Genomic DNA, 19,548 nt, shown 5'->3' with positions numbered 1-19,548 from the left:
TTCAGCCGAGCAGGCGCTCGAGCGGAGCGGACTTGTGCAGGCATTCCTGCCATTCCGCCTCGCTGTCGGAGTCGGCGGTGATCCCGCCGCCGACTCCCAGCTCGATCGTGCCGTCGTGGATTTCGAAGGTCCTGATCGCGACGTTCAGTTCCAGCCCCGCGATCGGCGAAGCGAGGCCGACAGCGCCCGTGTAGACACCGCGCGCCGCGGGCTCCAGCTCGGCGATCAGGTCCAGCGCGCGGATCTTCGGCGCGCCCGTCACCGAACCCGGCGGGAAGGTGGCCGCGAGCAGGGCCGCGTCGTCGACCCCGTCGTCGAGCAAACCCTCCACTGTGGACTCAAGATGCCAGACCCCGGGCGCCGGCCGGACCTTGAGCAGTTCGGGGACGCGCACGCTGCCGGTGGCGCACACCCGGCCGAGGTCGTTGCGGACGAGATCGGTGATCATCACGTTCTCGGCGACGTCCTTGGTGGATTCCCGCAGTCGCCGGGCGAGATGCTCGTCGTCGGCGTTCCGCCGCGGCATGGTGCCCTTGATCGGCGTCGACCGGACATGTCGCCCTTGTCTGGCAAGGAAAAGCTCAGGCGAGAACGATACGACCGAGCCCCACTCGCCAGTGAGGAACGCCGCCCTGCGGGCCCCCAGGCGGCGCGTACCTTCGGCGAACAACGCGATCGGATCCCCGTCGAATCCTCCGCTGAAGCGAGCGCAGATGTTCGCCTGGAACAGCTCACCGGCTTCGATCGCGTGCACGCAGGCCTTCACCGCGTCGTAGTGCTCCGACGGAAGCGGCCGAGACAGCGGGCCGGAACTCCAAGACGTCGTTTCGGGAAGATCGGCGAGCAAGGACTCCACCGCGGAAACCTCACCGATCGGATCCGGGGCATCCTCGGGAACCAACGCTTCGAACCACCACGAACCGTCCGCGTCCAGCCGCAGCACCCGGTCGACCCAGCCCCAGACGGCCGGGGGCAGGCCGCCGGAACGGCCGGAGGGGTCGGTCAGGTCGTAACCCAGGTAGCCGAACCAGCCGCCGCCGACCGCGCCGGGCACCGCGTCACGGACGGAAGGCATCCGGGTGGGAATCGCGAACGCCTCGGCCACGTCCTCGACAGGAGCGAGGGGAGCGCTCAGCGCGATGACCGCGCGCGAGGAAAACCAGTCTCCGCAAAGCGCGGCCGGGGGCGCGAGACCGAGGGCCGCGGCGCGTACCCCGAGAGCCGCCAGCGCCCGCTCGGGCGCGACGTCCGTCCGCAGCCTCCGGCACATCAACCGCACGCGACATTGTCTCCGCCCGGGTGGCCGGAAACGCAACCCGCCTCGGCCGGAAAGTGAGATCCGCGACCACGCGGGCTGGCCTCGGTGACGTCACGCATACCCGCCGTCACGGAGGCCTTACAAAAGCAGGTCCGAGAGCGCGAAGGGATAGACCACGGCGTCCTGGGCGATCGGCCCGTTCACGCCGGGCAGCCCGGTGCCGAAACCGTGCTGGTGCAATCCCAGCCGCGAGTGGAACCAGCCCGGCCTTCCCGGGATCTCGTTGTGCCTGACCAGCCACAACACCACTTCGCTGTCCGCCCACTTGTCCGGATGCAGGCGGTTCGTCCAGCAATCGAGCCCCGCGTACACCAGAACGCGTTCGACGCGCGCCGCGTGCCTGACGTGTTTGATCCACGCCTTGATGAACCGGTCGTCGACACTGGGCGCCTCCACTTCGAGCGCCGGCGCGAGCGAACCGGGCGCGAAGGCGCCGAGCGCACTCGCCGTCCGCACGAAATGGTCGGCCTGGTCGTGGACCGCGCCGGGACGCGCGTAATGCCGTGCGCCGGTGTGGATCCCGGCGTGCTGCGCGCCCGCCAGATTGCGTTCCGCGGCGACGTCCCGCCAGTTGGTGTTCTCGCTGACGGTGACCGAAGCGAACCGGATGTCGGCACCACGTACCGCCGCCCAGTCCGTCACCGTCTCCCGGTGGGACAGGGTGACTCCGTGCTCACCTTCCGGATCGATCAAAGTCACCTGTCCTCGAATTTTGCCCCAGTACGCGCGAAAGGTCACCTTACGTCCGCGGAGCGGCCGCAAGGTGACCTTTCGCTACAGCGTGTCTCAGGCGTTTTCGCGTTGGAACGTCCGCGAGCCCCACCAAATGGCCAGAACGGCCATGACCAGCACCACCACGCTCCCGGTGAACAGCGCGTCCATCGAGAAGTCACCGCGGAAACTGTTCCGCTCGACATCCACCACGTGCCGGAACGGATTGAAGCGGGAAATCGTGTACAGCCAATCCGGCGCCGAGCCCGCGGTGATCGGGAACAGGATTCCGGACAGCAGCAGCAACGGCATGAGAACCGCGTTGAGCAAAGCCGGGAAGGAGTCTTCGCTCTTGAGGGTCAACGCCAGCGCGTACGAACACGACGCCAACGTGATCGACAGAAGGAAAACGATCACCAGGCTGAGCACGACGCCGCCGAACGGTGCGTTCAAATCGAAGACCAGGTACGCCAACGCGATGATGATCAACGCCTGGACGACCGTCTGCAGCGCGTTGGCGAGCACCTTGCCCAGCAACAACGCCACCCGGCTCACCGGCGTGACCCGCATCCGTTCGACCACGCCCGAGCGGTATTCCGCGAGGAGACCGAACCCGACGAAGGAACTGCCGAACAGCGCGAGCTGCGCGATGATCGCCGGGGTGAAGATCATCCAGCCGTCCACATCGGACAGGCCTTGCAAGTTGAGTGCCTTCACCAGAAGCGGCCCGAAGAAGAACAAATAGAGGAGCGGCTGCATGATGCCGATCACCAGCCAGGTCGGGTTGCGCAACGCCGCGAGCATGTCCCGGCGGAAGATCAACCAGGTGTCATGCAACATGCTTGGCCTCCTTTTCCGGAGCGTCTTCGACCGGCGCGCCCTCTTCGGCGTCGCGCAGGCTTCGGCCCGTCAGGGTCAGGAAGACGTCGTCTAGCGTCGGCCGGTGCACCTGCATGGACATCATCGGGATGCCACGCGCGTCCAAGGCCCGCAGCAGTTCGGGCATCGCGGTGTCCCCGCGCGGTACCCGGAAACGCACCGTGCCGTCGGTGACGGTCATTTCGTGTGCCCCTTCGAGGCGGCCGGCGATCTCCGCCGTCTCCGCCGCCGACTCCGGTGCGAGCCCGATGACGACACTGTCGCCGGAAACCCTCGCCTTCAGCGAATCCGGCGTGCCCTCGGCGACGATCTTCCCGTCGTCGATGACGATCAGCCGGTCGGAGAGCGCGTCGGCCTCGTCGAGATAGTGCGTGGTCAAGAAGACCGTGACACCCTGCTCGTCGCGCAGCCTGCGGATGTGCTCCCACAGGTTCGCGCGGCTCTGCGGGTCGAGTCCCGTCGACGGCTCGTCGAGGAAGACGAGACCGGGCGAGTGGATCAGCCCGAGCGCGATGTCGAGACGGCGGCGCTGCCCGCCCGACAAGGTCGCGGTCTGCCTCTGGTCGAGTCCGGCGAGGTCCAGCTGGTCGGCGAGGGTGGCCCCGCGCGCGAGCGCGTCCGCCTTGCTCATCCGGTACAGCCGCCCCTGGAACTCGATCTCCTCGACGACCTTGCTCGTCGGTGCCGTGCCGCCGCCCTGTGCGACGTAGCCGATTCGCCGGCGCACCCCCAGTGGGTCGGCGAGCAGGTCACAGCCGCCGACCGTGGCTTCACCGGCGGTGGGCTTGAGAAGCGTCGTCAGCATGCGCAGGGTGGTGGTCTTCCCCGCGCCGTTCGGTCCGAGGAAGCCGACCAGTTCCCCGGCCGACACGTCGAGATCGACGCCCTTGACCGCGTGGACCTCGCCCCCATTGCGGCCCTTGCGGCGGAAACGCCGCTCAAGGCCGCGTGCCTTGATCATGTCTACCCCTTCCCGGTGTCGGGCTAGTCAAATTTGACTAGCCGCAGGACGCACTGTGCCCTAGTAGTCGTTCCTTGGTCAAATTTGATTACCTGGGTGGCGCGCCGAACACGGCTTCGTCGCCTTCGCCCGCCATCACGTACTCGCCCGCTTCAAGGCGGCCGATCAGGTCCCGCATCCAGGTCACGTTCGCTTCCGCGTGCACGCTCCACAGGCGGTACAGCTCGCTGACGTGCGGCGGCTTCCCCAGGTCGATGGCGTGCTCACGGGCGTAGTGGGTCGACTGAGCGTGCGCTTCCATATTCGCCAGCTGCTGTTTCAACAGGGCCAGCACCTGCGTGCGGGGCAGGGTCGGCATGAACGTGACTGCCGCCGACAACGAGTACCCGGTCGCGTCGTCGCTCGACAACGCCCTGCCGAGCTGTACGAGGAACTCGGTCTCCCCGTCTTCGGTCAGCTTGTACGCGACGCGGTCGGGCCCGCTGCCCGCTTCGATGTCGTCGACCTGTTCCAGGAGGCCTTCTGCGGTCATCTTCTTCAGCGCGTGATAGATCGACCCCGGCTGGACATTTCCCCATTTGTCGGCCGCCCACGAGAGAAGTTCGCGCCGGACCTGGTAGCCGTGTGCCTTCCCGTGCATGCGCACGACACCCAGCACCAGCAGACGCGTGGCGGACACCGAGGCCTCCGATCCTCTCCCGGACAACAATGCCTTAGACGACGTCCGTAGGCTAAACAAGCATGAGCACCCCAGTGTTGACTGCGGTGGCCTGGCCCTACGCCAACGGCCCCCGCCACATCGGCCACGTGTCCGGATTCGGCGTCCCGTCCGACGTCTTCTCCCGCTACCAGCGAATGGCCGGCAACCGGGTGCTCATGGTGTCCGGCACCGACGAACACGGCACCCCGATCACCGTCCAGGCGGACAACGAAGGCCTGACCTCCCAGCAGACGGCGGACAAGTACACCCGTCAGATCGGCCAGGACCTGCAGGGACTCGGTCTCACCTACGACCTGTTCACCCGCACCACCACGGGCAACCATGCCGACGTCACGCAGCAGATCTTCCTCGCGCTGCACCGCAACGGCTACGTCGTTCCCAAGACCACACGGGGCGCGATCAGCCCTTCGACCGGCCGCACCCTGCCCGACCGCTACATCGAGGGCACCTGCCCGATCTGTGGCTACGACGGCGCGCGCGGTGACCAGTGCGACAACTGCGGCAACCAGCTCGACGCCGCGGAGCTGATCAACCCGAAGTCCCGGATCAACGGTGAAACGCCGAAGTTCGTCGAGACCGAGCACTACTTCCTCGACCTGTCCGCGTTCGTCGAGACCTTGGGCAAATGGCTGTCCAGCAAGACCGACTGGCGCCCGAACGTCCTCAACTTCACCAAGAACCTGATCGACGACATGCGCCCGCGGCCGATCACCCGCGATCTCGACTGGGGTGTGAAGATCCCGCTCGACGGCTGGCGTGACCAGCCGATGAAGCGTTTCTACGTCTGGTTCGACGCTGTCATCGGCTACTTCTCCGCGAGCGTCGAATGGGCGCGCCGTTCCGGCAACCCGGACGCCTGGCAGGAGTGGTGGAGCAACCCGGACGCCCGCTCCTATTACTTCATGGGCAAGGACAACATCACCTTCCACGCCCAGATCTGGCCCGCCCTGCTGTTCGGCCACAACGGCGAGGGCGACCGCGGTGGTGTGCCCGGCAAGTACGGCAAGCTGCACCTGCCCGACGAGATCGTCTCCAGCGAGTTCCTCACGATGAGCGGCTCGAAGTTCTCGACCTCGCGCGGCACGGTCATCTACGTCCACGACTTCCTGCGTGAGTTCGGCCCGGACGCCCTTCGGTACTTCATCTCCGTCGCGGGCCCCGAGACCCAGGACACCGACTTCACCTGGGACGAGTTCGTCCGCCGGACCAACTTCGAACTGGCCAACGAGTGGGGCAACCTCGTCAACCGGTCCATTTCCATGGCCCACAAGAACGTCGGCGCCATTCCGCGTCCGGACGCCCCCACGGCCGCCGACGAGGAGCTCAAGGAGCTCTCCCGCAAGGCGTTCGACACCGCGGGCGCCCACCTCCAGCGGTCCCGGTTCAAGGCGGCGGCGAGTGAGGCCATGCGCGTCGTCACCGCCGCGAACCGGTACCTGTCGGACCAGGAGCCGTGGAAGCTCAAGGACGACCCCGCCCGCCGCGACAGCGTCCTGCACACCGCTTTGCAGGTCGTCTCGGACGCCAACACGCTGCTGACCCCCTTCCTGCCGCACTCGGCTCAGAAGGTGCACGAGGCACTCGGCGGCTCCGGTGTCTGGGCGGCGCAGCCGGAACTCCAGGAAGTCGAGGATCTCGACATCCCCGGCCGGATCAACCCCATCATCACCGGGGACTACAAGACCGAACAGGCACGCTGGAAGTCCGTGCCGATCGAGGTCGGCAAGCCGCTGGAGAAGCCGACCCCGTTGTTCGCCAAACTGGACCCGGAACTAGGCGAGACCGGTCCCGAATGGGCACCGATCTCGAAGTGATCAGCTGATGGGTGCGGAGAAGAAGGAACTGCCGCCGATCCCGGACCGGTTGCCGGTTTCGGTGGTGGACGCGCATACCCACCTCGACGCGTGCGGCGCGGTCACCGCGGCTGACGTGACAGCCATGGTCGATCGCGCCGAACGCGCCGGCGTTTCGCGGGTGATCACCGTCGCGGACGATCTCGCAGCCGCCCGATGGGCCGCGCAAGCGTCCACTTGGGACTCCCGGGTCTGGGCAGCCGTCGCGATCCATCCCACGCGTACCAAGGAATTCGGCGAGGCCGAGAAATCCGAAGTGGAGAGTCTCGCGAAGGAGTCCAGAGTGGTCGCGGTCGGCGAGACCGGCCTCGACTACTACTGGGACTACTCGCCTCACGATGCGCAGCAGGACGCCTTCCGGTGGCACATCGATCTCGCCAAGCGGATCGGCAAGCCCTTGATGATCCACGATCGGGACGCGCACGAAGACGTCCTCCGGATCCTCGAGGAAGAGGGAGCACCCGAGCAGGTCGTCTTCCACTGTTTCTCGGGGGACGAGCACATCGCACGCCGGTGCGTCGACGCGGGTTATGTCCTTTCTTTCGCGGGAACGGTCAGTTTCCGCAACGCGCGCGGGTTGCACGAGGCGGCACGCATCGTTCCGGCGGGCCAGTACCTCGTCGAAACGGACGCACCGTTCCTGACCCCTCATCCGTTCCGTGGGCGACCGAACGAGCCCTACTGCGCCGCCTACACCGTTCGCCACCTCGCCACGTTCAGGGGCGAGGCGGTGCACGAGGTGGCCGAATCAGTGCGAGTGACCGCTGAGCGGGTCTTTCGTTTGCCGACAGTCACCCCCAGTTGAACGGATTGCGACATTAGTGATCATCAATGGTCCACTCTGATGAGTGACCAACGTCACGACACTCCGGGGGGTGTTTGCGCAACCCGGCGAGGTTCGTTACTGTCCCGTGATCGTGCCGGTCGGTATCCGCTCATGCGGTTTCCGGCTGTTACGCCCACAGTCACGTCAGTGCACGTCGGGGAAGCGGAACCAGGAGCGGTACGGCCTGGAACCGTGACGATGGCGCTGACTGCGGGTGTCGGACTTCTAGAGGTGTGCCGAAGTGCGCATCGAGACGAAGGACGTTGTGGAGCGGTTGTCGAGCTCCTTCACGTCTTGGGAAAGGGAACGACCCAGTGACTGGTAGCAGTAGGCAGGATGGCTCGCGCCTCGGCGCAGAGACGAACACCTTCGCTTCCGCCGGTTCGGTTGCCGTGCTCGACCGCGACACTCACTACGGCGAGCTGGACTACTCCGACGATCCGCGCATCACGCACCAGGACGTCCTGGCCGCGCTCGGCTCCGACGCCGAAACCCTGATGGCCGAGATCGACGTCGATGTCGACGAGCTGATCCGCCTCATCAGCGCCGAGACCACCATGCTCCCGCCGATCGTCATTCCGGACGAGATGGCCCAGGACCGCACCGCGGGCGCGGCGATGAAGGCCGCGACCAAGGACGAGGTCATCGCGAGCGCGACCCGCGTCTGGAAGAAGCGTTTCCTCAAGGGAACCGTCATGGCGGTGCTGCTCACCCTCGGCGGTGGCGGCGCGGCCGCGATGGCGATGAACAAGAGCGTCACGCTCGACATCGACGGCAAGCAGCAGACCGTGCACAGCTTCGGGGACACGGTCGGCGAAGTCCTCGAAGACGCCGGTCTTTCGGTCGGCGCGCACGACTCCCTCTCGCCCTCGCCCCAGGCCGAGGTCGGCGACGGCGGCGTCATCAAGCTGGAGCGTGGCCGCAAGCTGAACCTGATCGTCGACGGCGCGCCGCAGCAGGAGTCCTGGGTCCGCGCGGCCAACCTCGGCGAAGCGCTGAACCAGCTTGGTCGCGCTGACCTCGCGAAGGCCGGCACCTGGACTTCGCTCCCGCAGAACGGTGAACTCCCGCTCGAGGGCGCCACCGTCGAGGTCAAGACCCTCAAGAACGTCACCGTCTACGACGGCGCGAACGAACCGCGCAAGGTTCAGACCAACTCGGTCACCACCAAGGAATTCCTCGGTGAGCTGCGGATGACCCTCGGCCCGGACGACGAGGCCGTCGGCGGCCTCGACGTCAAGCTGGTCGACGGTGCCGAGGTCCACGTCAGCCGGACCGGCGTCACCATGGTCAAGCAGAACGAGGAAATCGCGCCGCCCGAGCAGAAGGTCGACGACCCGGAGCTCGAAAAGGGCAAGACCAAGGTCGAAGACCCGGGCACCCCGGGCCAGAAGACCGTGACCTACAAGGTCACCAAGCGCAACGGCAAAGAGGTCGGCCGCGAGAAGGTCTCGGAAGAGGTCATCACCGAGGCCAAGCCCAAGATCGTCAAGGTCGGAACGAAGAAGCCCGCGGACCCGGTCATCGGCGACGCCGGCGCTTGGGACCGCATCGCGCAGTGCGAGTCGACCGGTAACTGGGCCGCCAACACCGGCAACAGTTACTACGGTGGCCTGCAGTTCAACAAGAGCACCTGGGACGCCTACGGCGGCTCGCAGTACGCCGCGTACCCGCATCAGGCCAGCAAGGCCCAGCAAATCGCCGTCGCCGAGAAGGTCCGCGACGACCGCGGTGGCTACGGCGCTTGGCCGCACTGCGGCAAGAAGGCCTGACAGCCAGAAAATTCTCCTTCCTGAGGGTCATCGTGTGGGTTCCGCCCGCAAGGTGGCCCTCAGGCCGCTTTGGGCTCCGATGCGGATGAGGTTCGCGCGCCGGGTCTCGGTCTCGACAGCCGTGCCCACCAGCGCGGAGGCCTTATGTGGGCCAGATCCCGTACTCGTTCAGGTTTCTCGACAGGCTCCGCGTGCGGAGGCTGCTCGGCGGCCTGCTCCGAGCTTCGCCGAGGCAAGGGGATCTCCGGGCCGTCTACCGCGAGATCCACGATCTCCGCGAAAGCATCACCACGTCTCTCCGCCGGAGTGCGGTCGTCGGGTTCTCCGTTCGGGGCCGGATGTGCCAGTGGCACCAGAAGCGCGTTCAAGCGGGCACCGGTCTCGGGATCGAGGTTGCCGCGCAGGTCCCACCGGCCGGTGCGTTTCTGACGCAACCAGAATTCGCTTCGGGGGTTTTTCGAGCCGGGGTCCTTGGTGTCACCTCCGTCCGGATCGAGACGCGCGAGCAGGTCTGTCCCGGCGATCGTGACGTCGCGCGGTCTCGCGACGCCGGCAAGATCGACCAGGACCTTCTCGGCGTCGAGCCGGGTGTCTGCGGGGACGTGCTCGGGCAGCCTCCGCATCACCTTGACGATTCGATCGATGCTGCCATCGGCCAGTACGCCGGTGGCGGCCGCGGCTCCGGTCAAAGGCGCGACGGGCGGAGTGGAAGTCCCGTCGCGCGAGCGTCTCGAGTTGAGCGCGAGTGCCCGACCGGTCACCTTCTGCGCCTCGGCCCGGGGGACCCGGGCCACATGCTCGTAGAAGACGGCGATCGAGCTGTATCCGTAGAGCTCTCGGACACCTCGTGACTCGATTTCGGCCAGGATCTGGCCGACTTCGGCGAACAGACGTCGCCCTTCGCGCAGCCGTGTCTGCAACTCGTCGAGAAGCAGCTCGGGGTCACCTTCCGGCAGATTGAGCGGGAAGGTCTTGGGAGTGTTTGTGCTGGTCATCCCTCGATTGTCGGCCCAGAGTCGAACGAATGCACGGTATCGATCGGGTAGATGATGATCACGCTCCGGCGATGCCAACTTGCACCGATCACTCTTGCGTGGGAAGCAGGCCGGTTCGGAAACTGCGGATGGATGATGCGGGCGGGTCGGGCGATCGGAGGCGCCCGCCAGGGCTGGCTACGATCGTCGGGTGACTGAACTGCTCGGGCCCGCGGAGATCAGGGCGTTGGCGGCCGAGCTGGACGTCCGGCCGACCAAGAAGCTCGGCCAGAACTTCGTGCACGACCCCAACACGGTGCGCCGTATCGTCGACCTTTCCGGGGTCGGTGAAGGTGACGTCGTACTGGAAGTCGGACCGGGCCTCGGCTCACTGACGCTGGGACTGCTCGCGACCGGCGCCGAGGTCGTCGCGGTCGAGATCGACCCCGTGCTGGCCGGGCGGCTGCCGAACACCGTGGCCGAACGCGGCGGAGCCGAAAGGCTGACGGTCGTCGGGGCGGACGCTCTGCGGATCAAGGCGGACGACCTGCCTGAACGGCCGACGGCACTCGTCGCGAATCTGCCGTACAACGTCGCCGTTCCCGTCGTGCTCCACCTGCTCGCCGAGTTGCCGTCGCTGACCAGCGGTCTCGTGATGGTCCAGACCGAGGTCGCGGACCGCATGGCGGCCGGCCCGGGGAGCAGGACTTACGGCGTTCCCAGCGTCAAGCTCGCGTGGTACGGGAAGACGCGCAAGGTCGGTGCGGTTCCCCGCTCGGTGTTCTGGCCCGTTCCGAACGTGGATTCCGCACTGGTCGCTTTCGAGCGAGGCGACGACGTCGTGTCGTCCGTGAGCCGGGAGCGATTGTTCGCGGTGGTCGATGCGGCCTTCTCGCAGCGGCGGAAAACCTTGCGTGCGGCGTTGGCGTCCTGGGCCGGCTCTGCCGAACGCGCGGGGGAGTTGCTCGAGAAAGCGGGTATCGACCCCAAGACCCGCGGCGAGCAGTTGGACGTTCATCAGTTCGCTCGGATCGCAGCGGCGACCGACTGACCACGGCAGGCCAAGACCGTCTCGCAGGCTGACACGGGCCGGTCAGGGGAGCGGTGTTTCCCCTGTTGCAGCTGTGACCGGCACCGCGTGGAAGCGAGTTGGTCAAGGTCAGTACGACTGCGTAAATCCTGTTCTGGATCTACATGATCCAAACCTGTCTTAGCAGGCAGGGGCTCTGGTCCGGCGCGACAACGCTCGCTGCCTTCCCATTATATGGACAGGCGATCCTGTATGATGGACGCGACCAGACGTGTGATCTGCGCCTACGTGCTTGCTTTCATCCAGTGGGATCGGTTTTACTCAGTGAGCCATCCCGAGCGACTGAGAGACCTGGCTCGCCGAAGTCGCAGCAACCACCCTCCACAGGGCAGGTGCTACCGCCAGGACCGATGGAGGCTGTGCCTAATGAACAGGGTCACCCACCCGCTCCTGCTGACCAGGCGACGCGTAGTCGACGAAGGTCGCCGCACGGTAAGTGCGTGTCGACGCTCAACCGTTACTGCCTGAGTCTTTCCCTTACCTCTGAAGCCTGTCCGTTCGGACGGGCAATCGGTGACGGTTGGCGCGCTCGAAAGAAGCAGCGCCCCATTCGCATGGAGCCCTTCGTGATCACTGTCGAAAACTTGTCCAAGTCCTTTCCTCTCAACGGAAATCCCGTCGTCGCCCTGCGCGATGTCAGCGTGGACATCCAAGCCGGCTCGCTGTTCGGAGTCGTCGGTCCGGCCGGCTCCGGCAAGTCCACCCTCGCTCGTTGCATCGGGCTTCAGGAGCGCCCCGACCGAGGTGTCGTCCGCCTCGACGGCCTCAACACCGGGACCCTCGACGGGCGCCGTCTGCGGGAAATCCGCCGTCAGGTCGGTGTCGTGAACACCAAGGCGGAGTTGCTCGCCGAGCGCACCATCGCCGGCAACATCGCGTCGCCGCTCGAACAACTCGGCCTCGACGGGCCGCAGCGCCGTAACCGGGTCGGCAATCTGCTCGATCTGGTCGGACTCACCCCACGAGCGGGGCAGCGTCCGGGCGAGCTGACCGAGGGGCAGCTGCGCCGGGTGGCCATCGCCAAGGCATTGGCCGCCGGACCTTCCGTGCTCCTGGCCGACGACCCGACCGCGGGTGTGCAGCCCGAGGAATCCGGCGCGGTCCTGACCGTGCTCGACCGTGCGCGTGCCGAGCTCGGGGTCACCGTGCTGCTCACCACTCCTGACGCCGGCGTGGTGCGCCGTGTCTGCGACGACGTCGCGGTCCTGGAAGCCGGGGCGATCATCGAACGCGGAACCGTGCTCGACCTGGTCTCCGACCCGAACAGCCGGACCGCGCAGGCGCTCCTGCCTTCGATCGAAACCGGCCGTGCGCAGGCTTCGAAGTACGACCGCGCGGTGGACGTCGTGCTCGTCGGCTTCGCGTCGGTCGGTGCGCTGCTGCCTGAGGCGGCCGGTCGCTTCGACGTCGAACTCGCCACCATCGGAGGCGGCCTCACTCGGATCGGCGACACGCCCGTCGGCCGGTTCCGCCTCGGTGTGCGTGGCGAGCGCGCGGATGCCGCACTCGCCTGGATCGCCGAACGTGGTGGCCACGTGACCCACCCGGTCCGCGGGCCGCAGGGCGTCGCTGCTTGATTCCCCGACGAACGGGCCGCTCAGGACGAACTCTGTCCAGGGCGGCCCGTTTGCGTCCGCGTCGTCCTGTTCTCTTTCTCCTGGTGGCAGTACAAGTGGAGTGGGCACGTAGGCTTGTCTCGTGCTCGCCGTCGTACCGCCCCCAGTTACCGTCAGGGTTCCCGCCAAGGTCAACCTGCACCTGTCGGTCGGTGACGTACGCCCGGACGGCTACCACGAGCTGGTGACCGTTTTCCAGGCGCTTTCCCTGACCGACGAGGTGACTGTCGCGGTCACCGAGGAGCCCGGCATCGAGGTCTATGGCGAAGGTGAAGGTTCCGTACCGACAGGGGCCAACAACCTCGCCTGGAAGGCGGCGCAGGCCCTGGCGGCCCACGTCGGCAAGGCCGATGGCGAGTCCAAGGTCCGGGTGGTACTTCGCAAGGGCATCCCGGTAGCGGGCGGGATGGCCGGGGGCAGTGCCGACGCGGCCGCGACCCTGGTCGGGCTCGCGTCGCTGTGGAAGCTCGAGATCTCCCGAGACGAACTCGCTGGTATCGCCGCCAAGCTCGGCAGCGATGTTCCCTTCGCGCTTTACGGCGGGACAGCGTTGGGCACCGGCCGGGGTGAGCAGCTGGTGCCGGTGTTGTCGAGGCACACGTTCCACTGGGTCCTGGCGTTCGATCAGCGCGGTCTTTCGACCCCGCGGGTGTTCGGCGAACTCGACAGGTTACGTGAAGAGGGCAGCCCGCCGCGGATCGGTTCGCACACTCCGGTGGTCGAGGCACTGGCGTCCGGTGACCCGCGGCAGCTGGCGTTGCTTCTCGGTAATGACCTGCAGGCGGCCGCGGTCTCGTTGCGTCCCGGGCTTCGCCGGACGTTGCGGGCTGGAGTCAACGCGGGTGCGCTCGCCGGCACCGTGTCCGGATCCGGGCCGACCTGCGCTTTTCTGTGCGCGGACGCGCAGTCGGCCGTCGAGGTAGCCGCGGAACTGTCCGGCGCTGGTGTCTGTCGTACGGTGCGCGTCGCGCACGGGCCTGTTCCCGGAGCCCGGCTGGTGGGCGGGGACGACGCGCCGCGGCCGGCGCCGCCCCGGGTGCACGCATGAGGATGTCCGAAATGGACATCGACTAATTCGTTGTGGTGCAAGCTTTTTGGAAAGGATCGGCTGAGGCATGGCCAACTTGGTCAACCTGGAGTCGGTGAGCAAGTCCTTCGGGGTGCGCCCGCTGCTCGACGGTGTTTCGCTCGGTGTCGCGGAGGGGCAGCGCATCGGCGTCGTCGGTCTCAACGGGGGCGGGAAGACGACGCTGCTGGAGGTCCTCGCGGGGATCAGCGAGCCGGATACGGGGCGGGTGAGCCAAGTCCGCGGCCTGCGGATGGCCGTGGTCACCCAGCGGACCGAACTCCCCGTCGGCAGCACGGTCGGCGACGTCGTGCTGGAGCGCTACGGCGCGGAGCACGAGTGGGCCGCTGACGCGCGAGTACGGTCCATTATGGACGGTCTGGGGATCACCGCTCTCGGTGTCGAAAAATCGACGACGAATCTGTCCGGTGGCGAGCGCCGCCGTGTCGCGCTGGCGGCGGCCCTCACGGGTGAGCTGGACCTCGTGGTCCTCGACGAACCGACCAACCACCTTGACGTCGAAGGTGTGCGCTGGCTCGCGGATCATCTGCTCAACCGCAGGATCGCGGTCGTGGTCGTGACCCACGACCGGTGGTTCCTCGACACCGTCGCGAGTGTGACCTGGGAGGTCACCAACGGTCGCGTCGAGCAGTACGAAGGCGGTTACGCGGACTGGATCTTCGCGCGGGCCGAGCGAGCGAGGCTGGCGGCGACGGCCGAGGAGAAGCGGCAGAACCTGGCACGCAAGGAGCTCGCGTGGCTACGTCGTGGTCCGCAGGCCAGGACTTCGAAGCCGCGCTATCGAGTCGAGGCGGCGGAGGCGCTGATCTCCGACGTGCCGGAGCCGCGTGATTCGGTCGAATTGCAGGCGTTCGCCCGGCGACGGCTGGGAAAGACCGTCCTGGAGGTCGAGGACGCCACTTTGACCGTCGGCGACCGCACCCTGCTCGATCACGTCACGTGGCGGATCGGTCCCGGCGATCGGATCGGCCTGGTCGGCGTCAACGGGTCGGGCAAGACGACGTTGCTGAAGCTGCTCGGCGGTGACAAGGAGCCCGAGACGGGGCGCCGCGTCCAGGGGAAGACGGTCAGCCTCGCGCATCTCCGGCAGGAGCTCGACGATCTGCCCGGCGACCTGCGCGTCCTGCAGGCGATCGAAGAGATCTCAGGAAGGGTCGTGTTCGGCAAGCAGGAGCTCTCCGCTTCGCAGCTGGCCGAAAAGCTGGGGTTCCCCGCGGCGAGGCAATGGACCCCGGTCGAAGACCTTTCCGGTGGTGAACGGCGCCGTTTGCAGCTGTGCCGGCTTCTGATGGCCGAGCCCAACGTGCTGCTGCTCGACGAACCGACGAACGATCTCGACATCGACACTTTGCAGCAGCTGGAAGATCTGCTCGATTCCTGGCCGGGCAGCCTCGTCGTCGTCTCGCACGACCGGTACCTGGTGGAACGCGTTTGCGACACGATCGTCGCCTTGTTCGGGGACGGGCAGGTGACCCACCTGCCGGGCGGGATCGAGGAGTACCTGGACCGGCGCGCCAAGAGCCTGGAGAAGGCAGGGAGCGACAGGAAGCCGGGCAACAAGCAGGCCTCCGAGCCCAAGAAGAGCGCCGCGGAACAGCGGGCGGCGCAGAAGGAACTGTCCCGCCTTGAGCGCAAGCTCGACCAGCTCCACGCGAAAGAAGAGAAGCTGCACGCGGCCCTGCTCGCCGCGGCGACCGATCCGTCGAAGCTCATCGAGCTCAACACTGAACTGAAGGCTGTCGAAACGGAGAAGGAGGAGGTCGAGGCCCAGTGGCTCGAGACCTCCGAAGCTATCGAGTGAGTTCACTCGACGGCGAGCGGGTCTTCCAGGGCGGACAGTACTGTGACGCGCATGAGTCGGTTCGTGGACACGCTCGTCGCCACCGCGGCGGGGCGAGGTCAGCAGCGGGGAATGGTCACCGGGGAGCCCAAGGAGCCGGTTCGGCGGACCTGGGCCGAGATTCACGAGCAGGCCAAACGGGTCGCCGGGGGTCTGGTCACAGCGGGGCTCGAGCCGGGCAAGGCGGTGGCGGTGCTGGCCGCGGCGCCGTCGCTGATCGCGCCGACGGTGCAGGCGGTATGGCTCGCCGGTGGCAGCGTGACGATGCTGCACCAGCCCACCCAGCGCACCGACCTCGCCGAGTGGGCCGAGGACACCGTTCGCGTGCTGCGGATGATCGGATCCGGGTTGGTTCTGCTCGGTGAGCCGTTCGACCAGCTGGCGCCCGTGCTCACCGAGCACGGCATCGCGTTCCAGGTGATCACCGAGCTGCTCGAGGCCGAACCACTGGCCGAGCCCGTGCCGACGGCCGAGTCCGACACCGCGCTCCTGCAGCTGACCAGTGGGTCGACGGCCGATCCGAAGGCCGTTCAGATCACCTACGGAAACCTGTATTCGAACGTCAAGGCGATGGTCGATCGCGCCGAGTTCGATTTCGACGTCGACGTGATGGTCTCGTGGCTGCCCACCTTCCACGACATGGGCATGGTCGGCTTCCTGACGGTTCCGATGACGTTCGGCGTCGAACTCGTCAAGATCACGCCGCTCGAGTTCCTGTCCGGTCCGCTGATCTGGCCGCAGCTGATCAGCAAGTACAACGGCACGACCACGGCCGCGCCGAACTTCGCGTACGCGATCGTCGGCAGGCGGATGGCTCGTGTCGACGACGACAACGCGTACGACCTCTCGAAGCTTCGGATCGCGCTGAACGGTGCCGAACCCATCGACGAAACGGCTGTGCAGACGTTTGTCGAGGCAGGGGCACGGTTCAAGATGCCCGCCGAGTGCGTCTTCCCGGCTTACGGCATGGCGGAGGCGACTCTCGCGGTTTCGTTCGCGCCGCTGTTCACCGGACTGACGTTGGACATCGTCGAAGCCGACGCGCTCGAGGCGGACAACCGCGCGGTGCCGGTGCCCGAGGGCGACCCTCGGCGCGGGACCGACGACGTCCGTTCTTTCGCGGTACTCGGGCCGCCGCTCGACGGGCTCGAGGCCGAGATCGTCGATGACGAGGGCACCGTGCTCGGCGAGCGCCAGGTCGGGGAGATCCGCCTGCGCGGTGAGGCCGTGACGCCGGGGTACCTGACCATGGAAGGTCCTCTCGCGACACAGGACGAGAACGGCTGGCTGCTCACCGGCGACCTCGGTTACCTGGTCGACGGCATGATCGTGATCTGCGGCCGTCGCAAGGACGTCATCATCATGGGCGGCCGGAACCTGTACCCGACCGATATCGAGCGGGCGGCGACATCTGTCGAGGGGGTTCGAGCCGGGAACGCCGTGGCCGTGCGGATCGACGCGGGCAGCCGCCGGGAACGGTTCGCCGTCGTCCTCGAATCGAAGCTCGCCGGGGATCCGGACACGGAGAAAGCGCTGGCGAAGGAAGTCGCGGCCAAGGTGCGCGGCGCGGTCGACATGCGGCCCTTCGCGGTCGTGGTGCTTCCGGCGGGGAGCCTGCCCAAGACGCCTTCGGGCAAGGTGAAGCGGGCCGCGACCGCCACCCAGTTCGCGGACAGGATCGCCAAGAACGCGGCGACCAGCTGACACGAGAGGGCCGGGACCGCGATGATCGCGGCCCCGGCCCTCTTTCAGCAGCTTCCGTGGGTCAGCGGCGTCGCCAGGGAGGCTTACGGGTGTGGGTGTGCTCCAGAGCCGGCGCTATGTAGTAGCTAGCGGCCTGGGAAAGCCCGGCTAGCGTGCCTTCGACGTCCCGGAGGAACGCGTCGACGGCTGTCGGGTCGTAGCCTCGCTTCGAGAGCGGCGCTTTGGCGAACGCCACATTATGGACGTCCGAAACCGACAGGTCGTCGTCGCCGTCGAGAGTCGCGGCGACCCGTTCGAGGAAGGCGTCGACCGCGGGTTCGTAGTAGCCGCGGGCGCCGATCGGCGCCCGGTCGAACTGCCGGGTTCTGGCCTCGAACGCGGTGACGGGCACTAGCGCTCCCGCAGGAACTCGACGGGACCGCGGTCCGGAACGGCGCGTTCGGCGGTCGCCTGGCCCTCTTCACGCGCGCCGGGTACGCCGAGCACGTGCTGGCCGGTCCGGTGGGCGAGCTGTCCTTCGACCTTGTCGAGGAAATCGTCGACTTCGCGCTCGTCGTAGCCGCGCTTCCCGATCAACGGACGCGAGAACATGACGTGGTGGACCTCGGCCGCCGTCAGGTCGTCCCGGTCCGAGATCGTGTCCGCGATCCGCTCCAGGAACGCGTCGACCTCGTGCTTGGCGTATCCGCGCCGCCCGATCGGGGCGTTCGGGAAAGTGGCGCCGGTGATGTCTTCGGCCGTAAACGACATGAAACTCTCTCCGGTTTCGGTGGGGAATGCGATCTCCGCATTCCGTCCTAACGGGTTTGAGAGTTTCCCGGAAGAGTCCGCGCTATTCCACGACTCGATCAGGGGCGTGGTGAAACGCCTTCGAGTGACGAGATGTAACACACCGCCATGTGAGCGGGTTCACCCAGCGTGGAAGGTGTTCTGGGCCGTGGCGAGGCCGGTGCTGATAAGCGCTTCAACGGCGTCGGCGCAACGATCGATCTCGAAGGCGAGCTCTTTGCGTTCGACCGTTGAGAAGTCTTTCAGCACGAAATCGGCCGGATCCTGCCGTCCCGGAGGACGTCCGACGCCGAAACGGACGCGGTAGTAGTCCTTGGTGCCGAGAGATTTGGTGATCGAACGGAGACCGTTGTGGCCGTTGTCACCGCCGCCCAATTTCATCTTGAGGGCGCCGAAGTCGACGTCCAGCTCGTCGTGGACGACCACGACACCGGCCGGGGGGATCTTGTAGAACCGGGCCGCGCCGACGACGGGGCCGCCCGAGAGGTTCATGTACGAGCGCGGCTTGGCCAGGATCACTCGCTGCCCGGAGAGTCTGCCTTCGAGGATCTCGGCACCGCTCTTGTGGGCTTTGAACTTGCCGCCGACACGGCCGGCGAGCTCGTCGAGCACCATGAAGCCGACGTTGTGCCTGTTGCCCGCGTATTGGGGGCCGGGATTGCCAAGGCCGGCGAGCAGGATCTGCTCGCCGGCCCCGGGAAGTACTGCTTCGGTCACACGAGTGACTTTATTCGGCGGTCTCGGTGGCGGTCTCTTCCGCCTCGGCAGCGGCGTCTTCGCCCTCGAGCGCGGATTCGGACGGCGACTCGTTCACGGCGACGACCAGGGCATCGGGGTCGGTGACCAGGGAGGCGCCCTTCGGCAGGATGACGTCCGAAGCGTTGATCTGGGTGCCGGCGACGACGCCCTCGACCGAGACCTCGACCTGCTCGGGGATGTGCAGCGCCTCGACCTCGATCTGGATGGCGTCGAGGTCGGTGGTGACCAGGGTGCCCGGGCCGGGGGTGCCGGTGACGACGACGGGGATGTCGACGGTGACCTTCTCGCCGCGGATGACGACCAGCAGGTCGACGTGCTCGATGTAGTTCTTCAGCGGGTGGACGACGATGGTCTTCGTCAGCGCCAGCTCGCTCTTGCCTTCGAGGTCGAGGGTGATGACGGCGTTGCTGCCGTTCTCACGCACGACGCGGGCGAACTCGAGGGCGGGCAGGGCGTAGTGGCGCGGGTCCGAGCCGTGCCCGTACAGCACCGCGGGGATCTTGCCGGCGCGACGCGTGCGGCGCGCGGCACCCTTGCCGAATTCGGTGCGGGGCTCGACGGACAGGCGTACCTCGGACACGGTGTAGCACTCCTTCAATTCACCAACATGTTCAGCGAAATCATGCTGAGGGTGGGGATGGTTCGGGG

General features: G+C 67.0%; 18 protein-coding genes and 1 riboswitch. Of the genes, 8 read left to right on the top strand and 10 right to left on the bottom strand.

Annotated features, from left to right (window positions below; genetic code table 11):
- Position 1: 1 nt before the first annotated feature.
- From BKN51_RS28875 to BKN51_RS28855, 5 genes are all read right to left on the bottom strand, one after another.
- Positions 2-1,279: an aminodeoxychorismate synthase component I gene (locus tag BKN51_RS28875; RefSeq protein ID WP_101610636.1), complete on the bottom strand. Its 1,278-nt coding sequence runs from the start codon at positions 1,277-1,279 to the stop codon at positions 2-4.
- Positions 1,280-1,396: 117 nt separating this feature from the next.
- Positions 1,397-2,011: a glycoside hydrolase family 25 protein gene (locus tag BKN51_RS28870; RefSeq protein ID WP_101613517.1), complete on the bottom strand. Its 615-nt coding sequence runs from the start codon at positions 2,009-2,011 to the stop codon at positions 1,397-1,399.
- A 93-nt stretch (positions 2,012-2,104) separates the two neighbouring features.
- The gene (locus tag BKN51_RS28865; protein ID WP_101610635.1) at positions 2,105-2,869 is read right to left on the bottom strand and encodes an ABC transporter permease; all 765 of its coding nucleotides are present in this window, start codon (positions 2,867-2,869) and stop codon (positions 2,105-2,107) included.
- On the bottom strand, positions 2,859-3,869 hold the full coding sequence (locus BKN51_RS28860) for an ATP-binding cassette domain-containing protein (protein ID WP_101610634.1): 1,011 nt from the start codon (positions 3,867-3,869) through the stop codon (positions 2,859-2,861). Before BKN51_RS28860 ends, BKN51_RS28865 begins: the two co-directional genes overlap by 11 nt.
- Positions 3,870-3,957: 88 nt before the next feature.
- Positions 3,958-4,548, bottom strand: a complete 591-nt coding sequence (locus BKN51_RS28855) for a PadR family transcriptional regulator (protein WP_101610633.1) — start codon at positions 4,546-4,548, stop codon at positions 3,958-3,960.
- Between the two features lie 62 nt (positions 4,549-4,610).
- Here BKN51_RS28855 and metG point away from each other — a divergent pair, with 62 nt between their 5' ends.
- The 3 genes from metG to BKN51_RS28840 all read left to right on the top strand — a co-directional run bounded on the left by metG (position 4,611) and on the right by BKN51_RS28840 (position 9,041).
- Positions 4,611-6,404, top strand: a complete 1,794-nt coding sequence (gene metG, locus BKN51_RS28850) for a methionine--tRNA ligase (protein WP_168214412.1) — start codon at positions 4,611-4,613, stop codon at positions 6,402-6,404.
- 7 nt (positions 6,405-6,411) lie between these two features.
- A complete protein-coding gene (locus BKN51_RS28845) occupies positions 6,412-7,248 on the top strand; it encodes a TatD family hydrolase (RefSeq protein ID WP_101610631.1) in 837 nt (278 codons plus the stop codon).
- A gap of 413 nt (positions 7,249-7,661) precedes the next feature.
- The gene (locus BKN51_RS28840; RefSeq protein ID WP_101610630.1) at positions 7,662-9,041 is read left to right on the top strand and encodes a resuscitation-promoting factor; all 1,380 of its coding nucleotides are present in this window, start codon (positions 7,662-7,664) and stop codon (positions 9,039-9,041) included.
- A 59-nt stretch (positions 9,042-9,100) separates the two neighbouring features.
- Here BKN51_RS28840 and BKN51_RS28835 read toward each other — a convergent pair whose 3' ends face one another.
- Positions 9,101-10,036 (bottom strand): DUF222 domain-containing protein, encoded by a 936-nt coding sequence (locus tag BKN51_RS28835; protein ID WP_101610629.1) that lies wholly within the window; start codon positions 10,034-10,036, stop codon positions 9,101-9,103.
- 190 nt (positions 10,037-10,226) lie between these two features.
- Here BKN51_RS28835 and rsmA point away from each other — a divergent pair, with 190 nt between their 5' ends.
- From rsmA to BKN51_RS28810, 5 genes are all read left to right on the top strand, one after another.
- Entirely contained in the window at positions 10,227-11,066 is an 840-nt protein-coding gene (gene rsmA, locus BKN51_RS28830) for a 16S rRNA (adenine(1518)-N(6)/adenine(1519)-N(6))-dimethyltransferase RsmA (protein ID WP_101610628.1), read from the top strand.
- Between the two features lie 305 nt (positions 11,067-11,371).
- A riboswitch (SAM riboswitch) is annotated at positions 11,372-11,462 on the top strand.
- Between the two features lie 209 nt (positions 11,463-11,671).
- Entirely contained in the window at positions 11,672-12,682 is a 1,011-nt protein-coding gene (locus BKN51_RS28825; RefSeq protein ID WP_101613516.1) for a methionine ABC transporter ATP-binding protein, read from the top strand.
- A 121-nt stretch (positions 12,683-12,803) separates the two neighbouring features.
- Positions 12,804-13,769, top strand: coding sequence for a 4-(cytidine 5'-diphospho)-2-C-methyl-D-erythritol kinase (locus BKN51_RS28820; protein ID WP_101610627.1), 966 nt, complete (start codon positions 12,804-12,806; stop codon positions 13,767-13,769).
- Between the two features lie 67 nt (positions 13,770-13,836).
- Entirely contained in the window at positions 13,837-15,609 is a 1,773-nt protein-coding gene (locus tag BKN51_RS28815; protein ID WP_101610626.1) for an ABC-F family ATP-binding cassette domain-containing protein, read from the top strand.
- Between the two features lie 51 nt (positions 15,610-15,660).
- The gene (locus tag BKN51_RS28810) at positions 15,661-17,352 is read left to right on the top strand and encodes a fatty acyl-AMP ligase (protein WP_101610625.1); all 1,692 of its coding nucleotides are present in this window, start codon (positions 15,661-15,663) and stop codon (positions 17,350-17,352) included.
- Positions 17,353-17,413: 61 nt separating this feature from the next.
- On the opposite strand, the gene BKN51_RS28805 is transcribed toward BKN51_RS28810, so the two are convergent.
- The 4 genes from BKN51_RS28805 to BKN51_RS28790 form a co-directional block, all read right to left on the bottom strand.
- The gene (locus tag BKN51_RS28805) at positions 17,414-17,743 is read right to left on the bottom strand and encodes a DivIVA domain-containing protein (RefSeq protein WP_101610624.1); all 330 of its coding nucleotides are present in this window, start codon (positions 17,741-17,743) and stop codon (positions 17,414-17,416) included.
- Positions 17,743-18,102, bottom strand: coding sequence for a DivIVA domain-containing protein (locus BKN51_RS28800; protein WP_101610623.1), 360 nt, complete (start codon positions 18,100-18,102; stop codon positions 17,743-17,745). Before BKN51_RS28800 ends, BKN51_RS28805 begins: the two co-directional genes overlap by 1 nt.
- Before the next feature lie 159 nt (positions 18,103-18,261).
- Positions 18,262-18,858: an aminoacyl-tRNA hydrolase gene (pth, locus tag BKN51_RS28795; RefSeq protein ID WP_101610622.1), complete on the bottom strand. Its 597-nt coding sequence runs from the start codon at positions 18,856-18,858 to the stop codon at positions 18,262-18,264.
- 10 nt (positions 18,859-18,868) lie between these two features.
- Positions 18,869-19,480, bottom strand: coding sequence for a 50S ribosomal protein L25/general stress protein Ctc (locus tag BKN51_RS28790; protein ID WP_101613515.1), 612 nt, complete (start codon positions 19,478-19,480; stop codon positions 18,869-18,871).
- Between the last annotated feature and the right edge of the window lie 68 nt (positions 19,481-19,548).

The organism is Amycolatopsis sp. BJA-103, assembly GCF_002849735.1.
Lineage (GTDB): Bacteria > Actinomycetota > Actinomycetes > Mycobacteriales > Pseudonocardiaceae > Amycolatopsis.
This window is presented reverse-complemented; position numbering and strand designations above follow the sequence as displayed.

Excerpts from the sequence above, each read along its gene's own strand:
- BKN51_RS28835 (WP_101610629.1), bottom strand. The coding sequence starts at position 10,036 with ATGACCAGCACAAACACTCCCAAGACCTTCCCGCTCAATCTGCCGGAA.
- BKN51_RS28810 (WP_101610625.1), top strand. The coding sequence starts at position 15,661 with ATGAGTCGGTTCGTGGACACGCTCGTCGCCACCGCGGCGGGGCGAGGT.
- metG (WP_168214412.1), top strand. The coding sequence starts at position 4,611 with ATGAGCACCCCAGTGTTGACTGCGGTGGCCTGGCCCTACGCCAACGGC.
- BKN51_RS28800 (WP_101610623.1), bottom strand. The coding sequence starts at position 18,102 with ATGTCGTTTACGGCCGAAGACATCACCGGCGCCACTTTCCCGAACGCC.
- BKN51_RS28860 (WP_101610634.1), bottom strand. The coding sequence starts at position 3,869 with ATGATCAAGGCACGCGGCCTTGAGCGGCGTTTCCGCCGCAAGGGCCGC.
- BKN51_RS28845 (WP_101610631.1), top strand. The coding sequence starts at position 6,412 with ATGGGTGCGGAGAAGAAGGAACTGCCGCCGATCCCGGACCGGTTGCCG.
- BKN51_RS28815 (WP_101610626.1), top strand. The coding sequence starts at position 13,837 with ATGGCCAACTTGGTCAACCTGGAGTCGGTGAGCAAGTCCTTCGGGGTG.
- BKN51_RS28865 (WP_101610635.1), bottom strand. The coding sequence starts at position 2,869 with ATGTTGCATGACACCTGGTTGATCTTCCGCCGGGACATGCTCGCGGCG.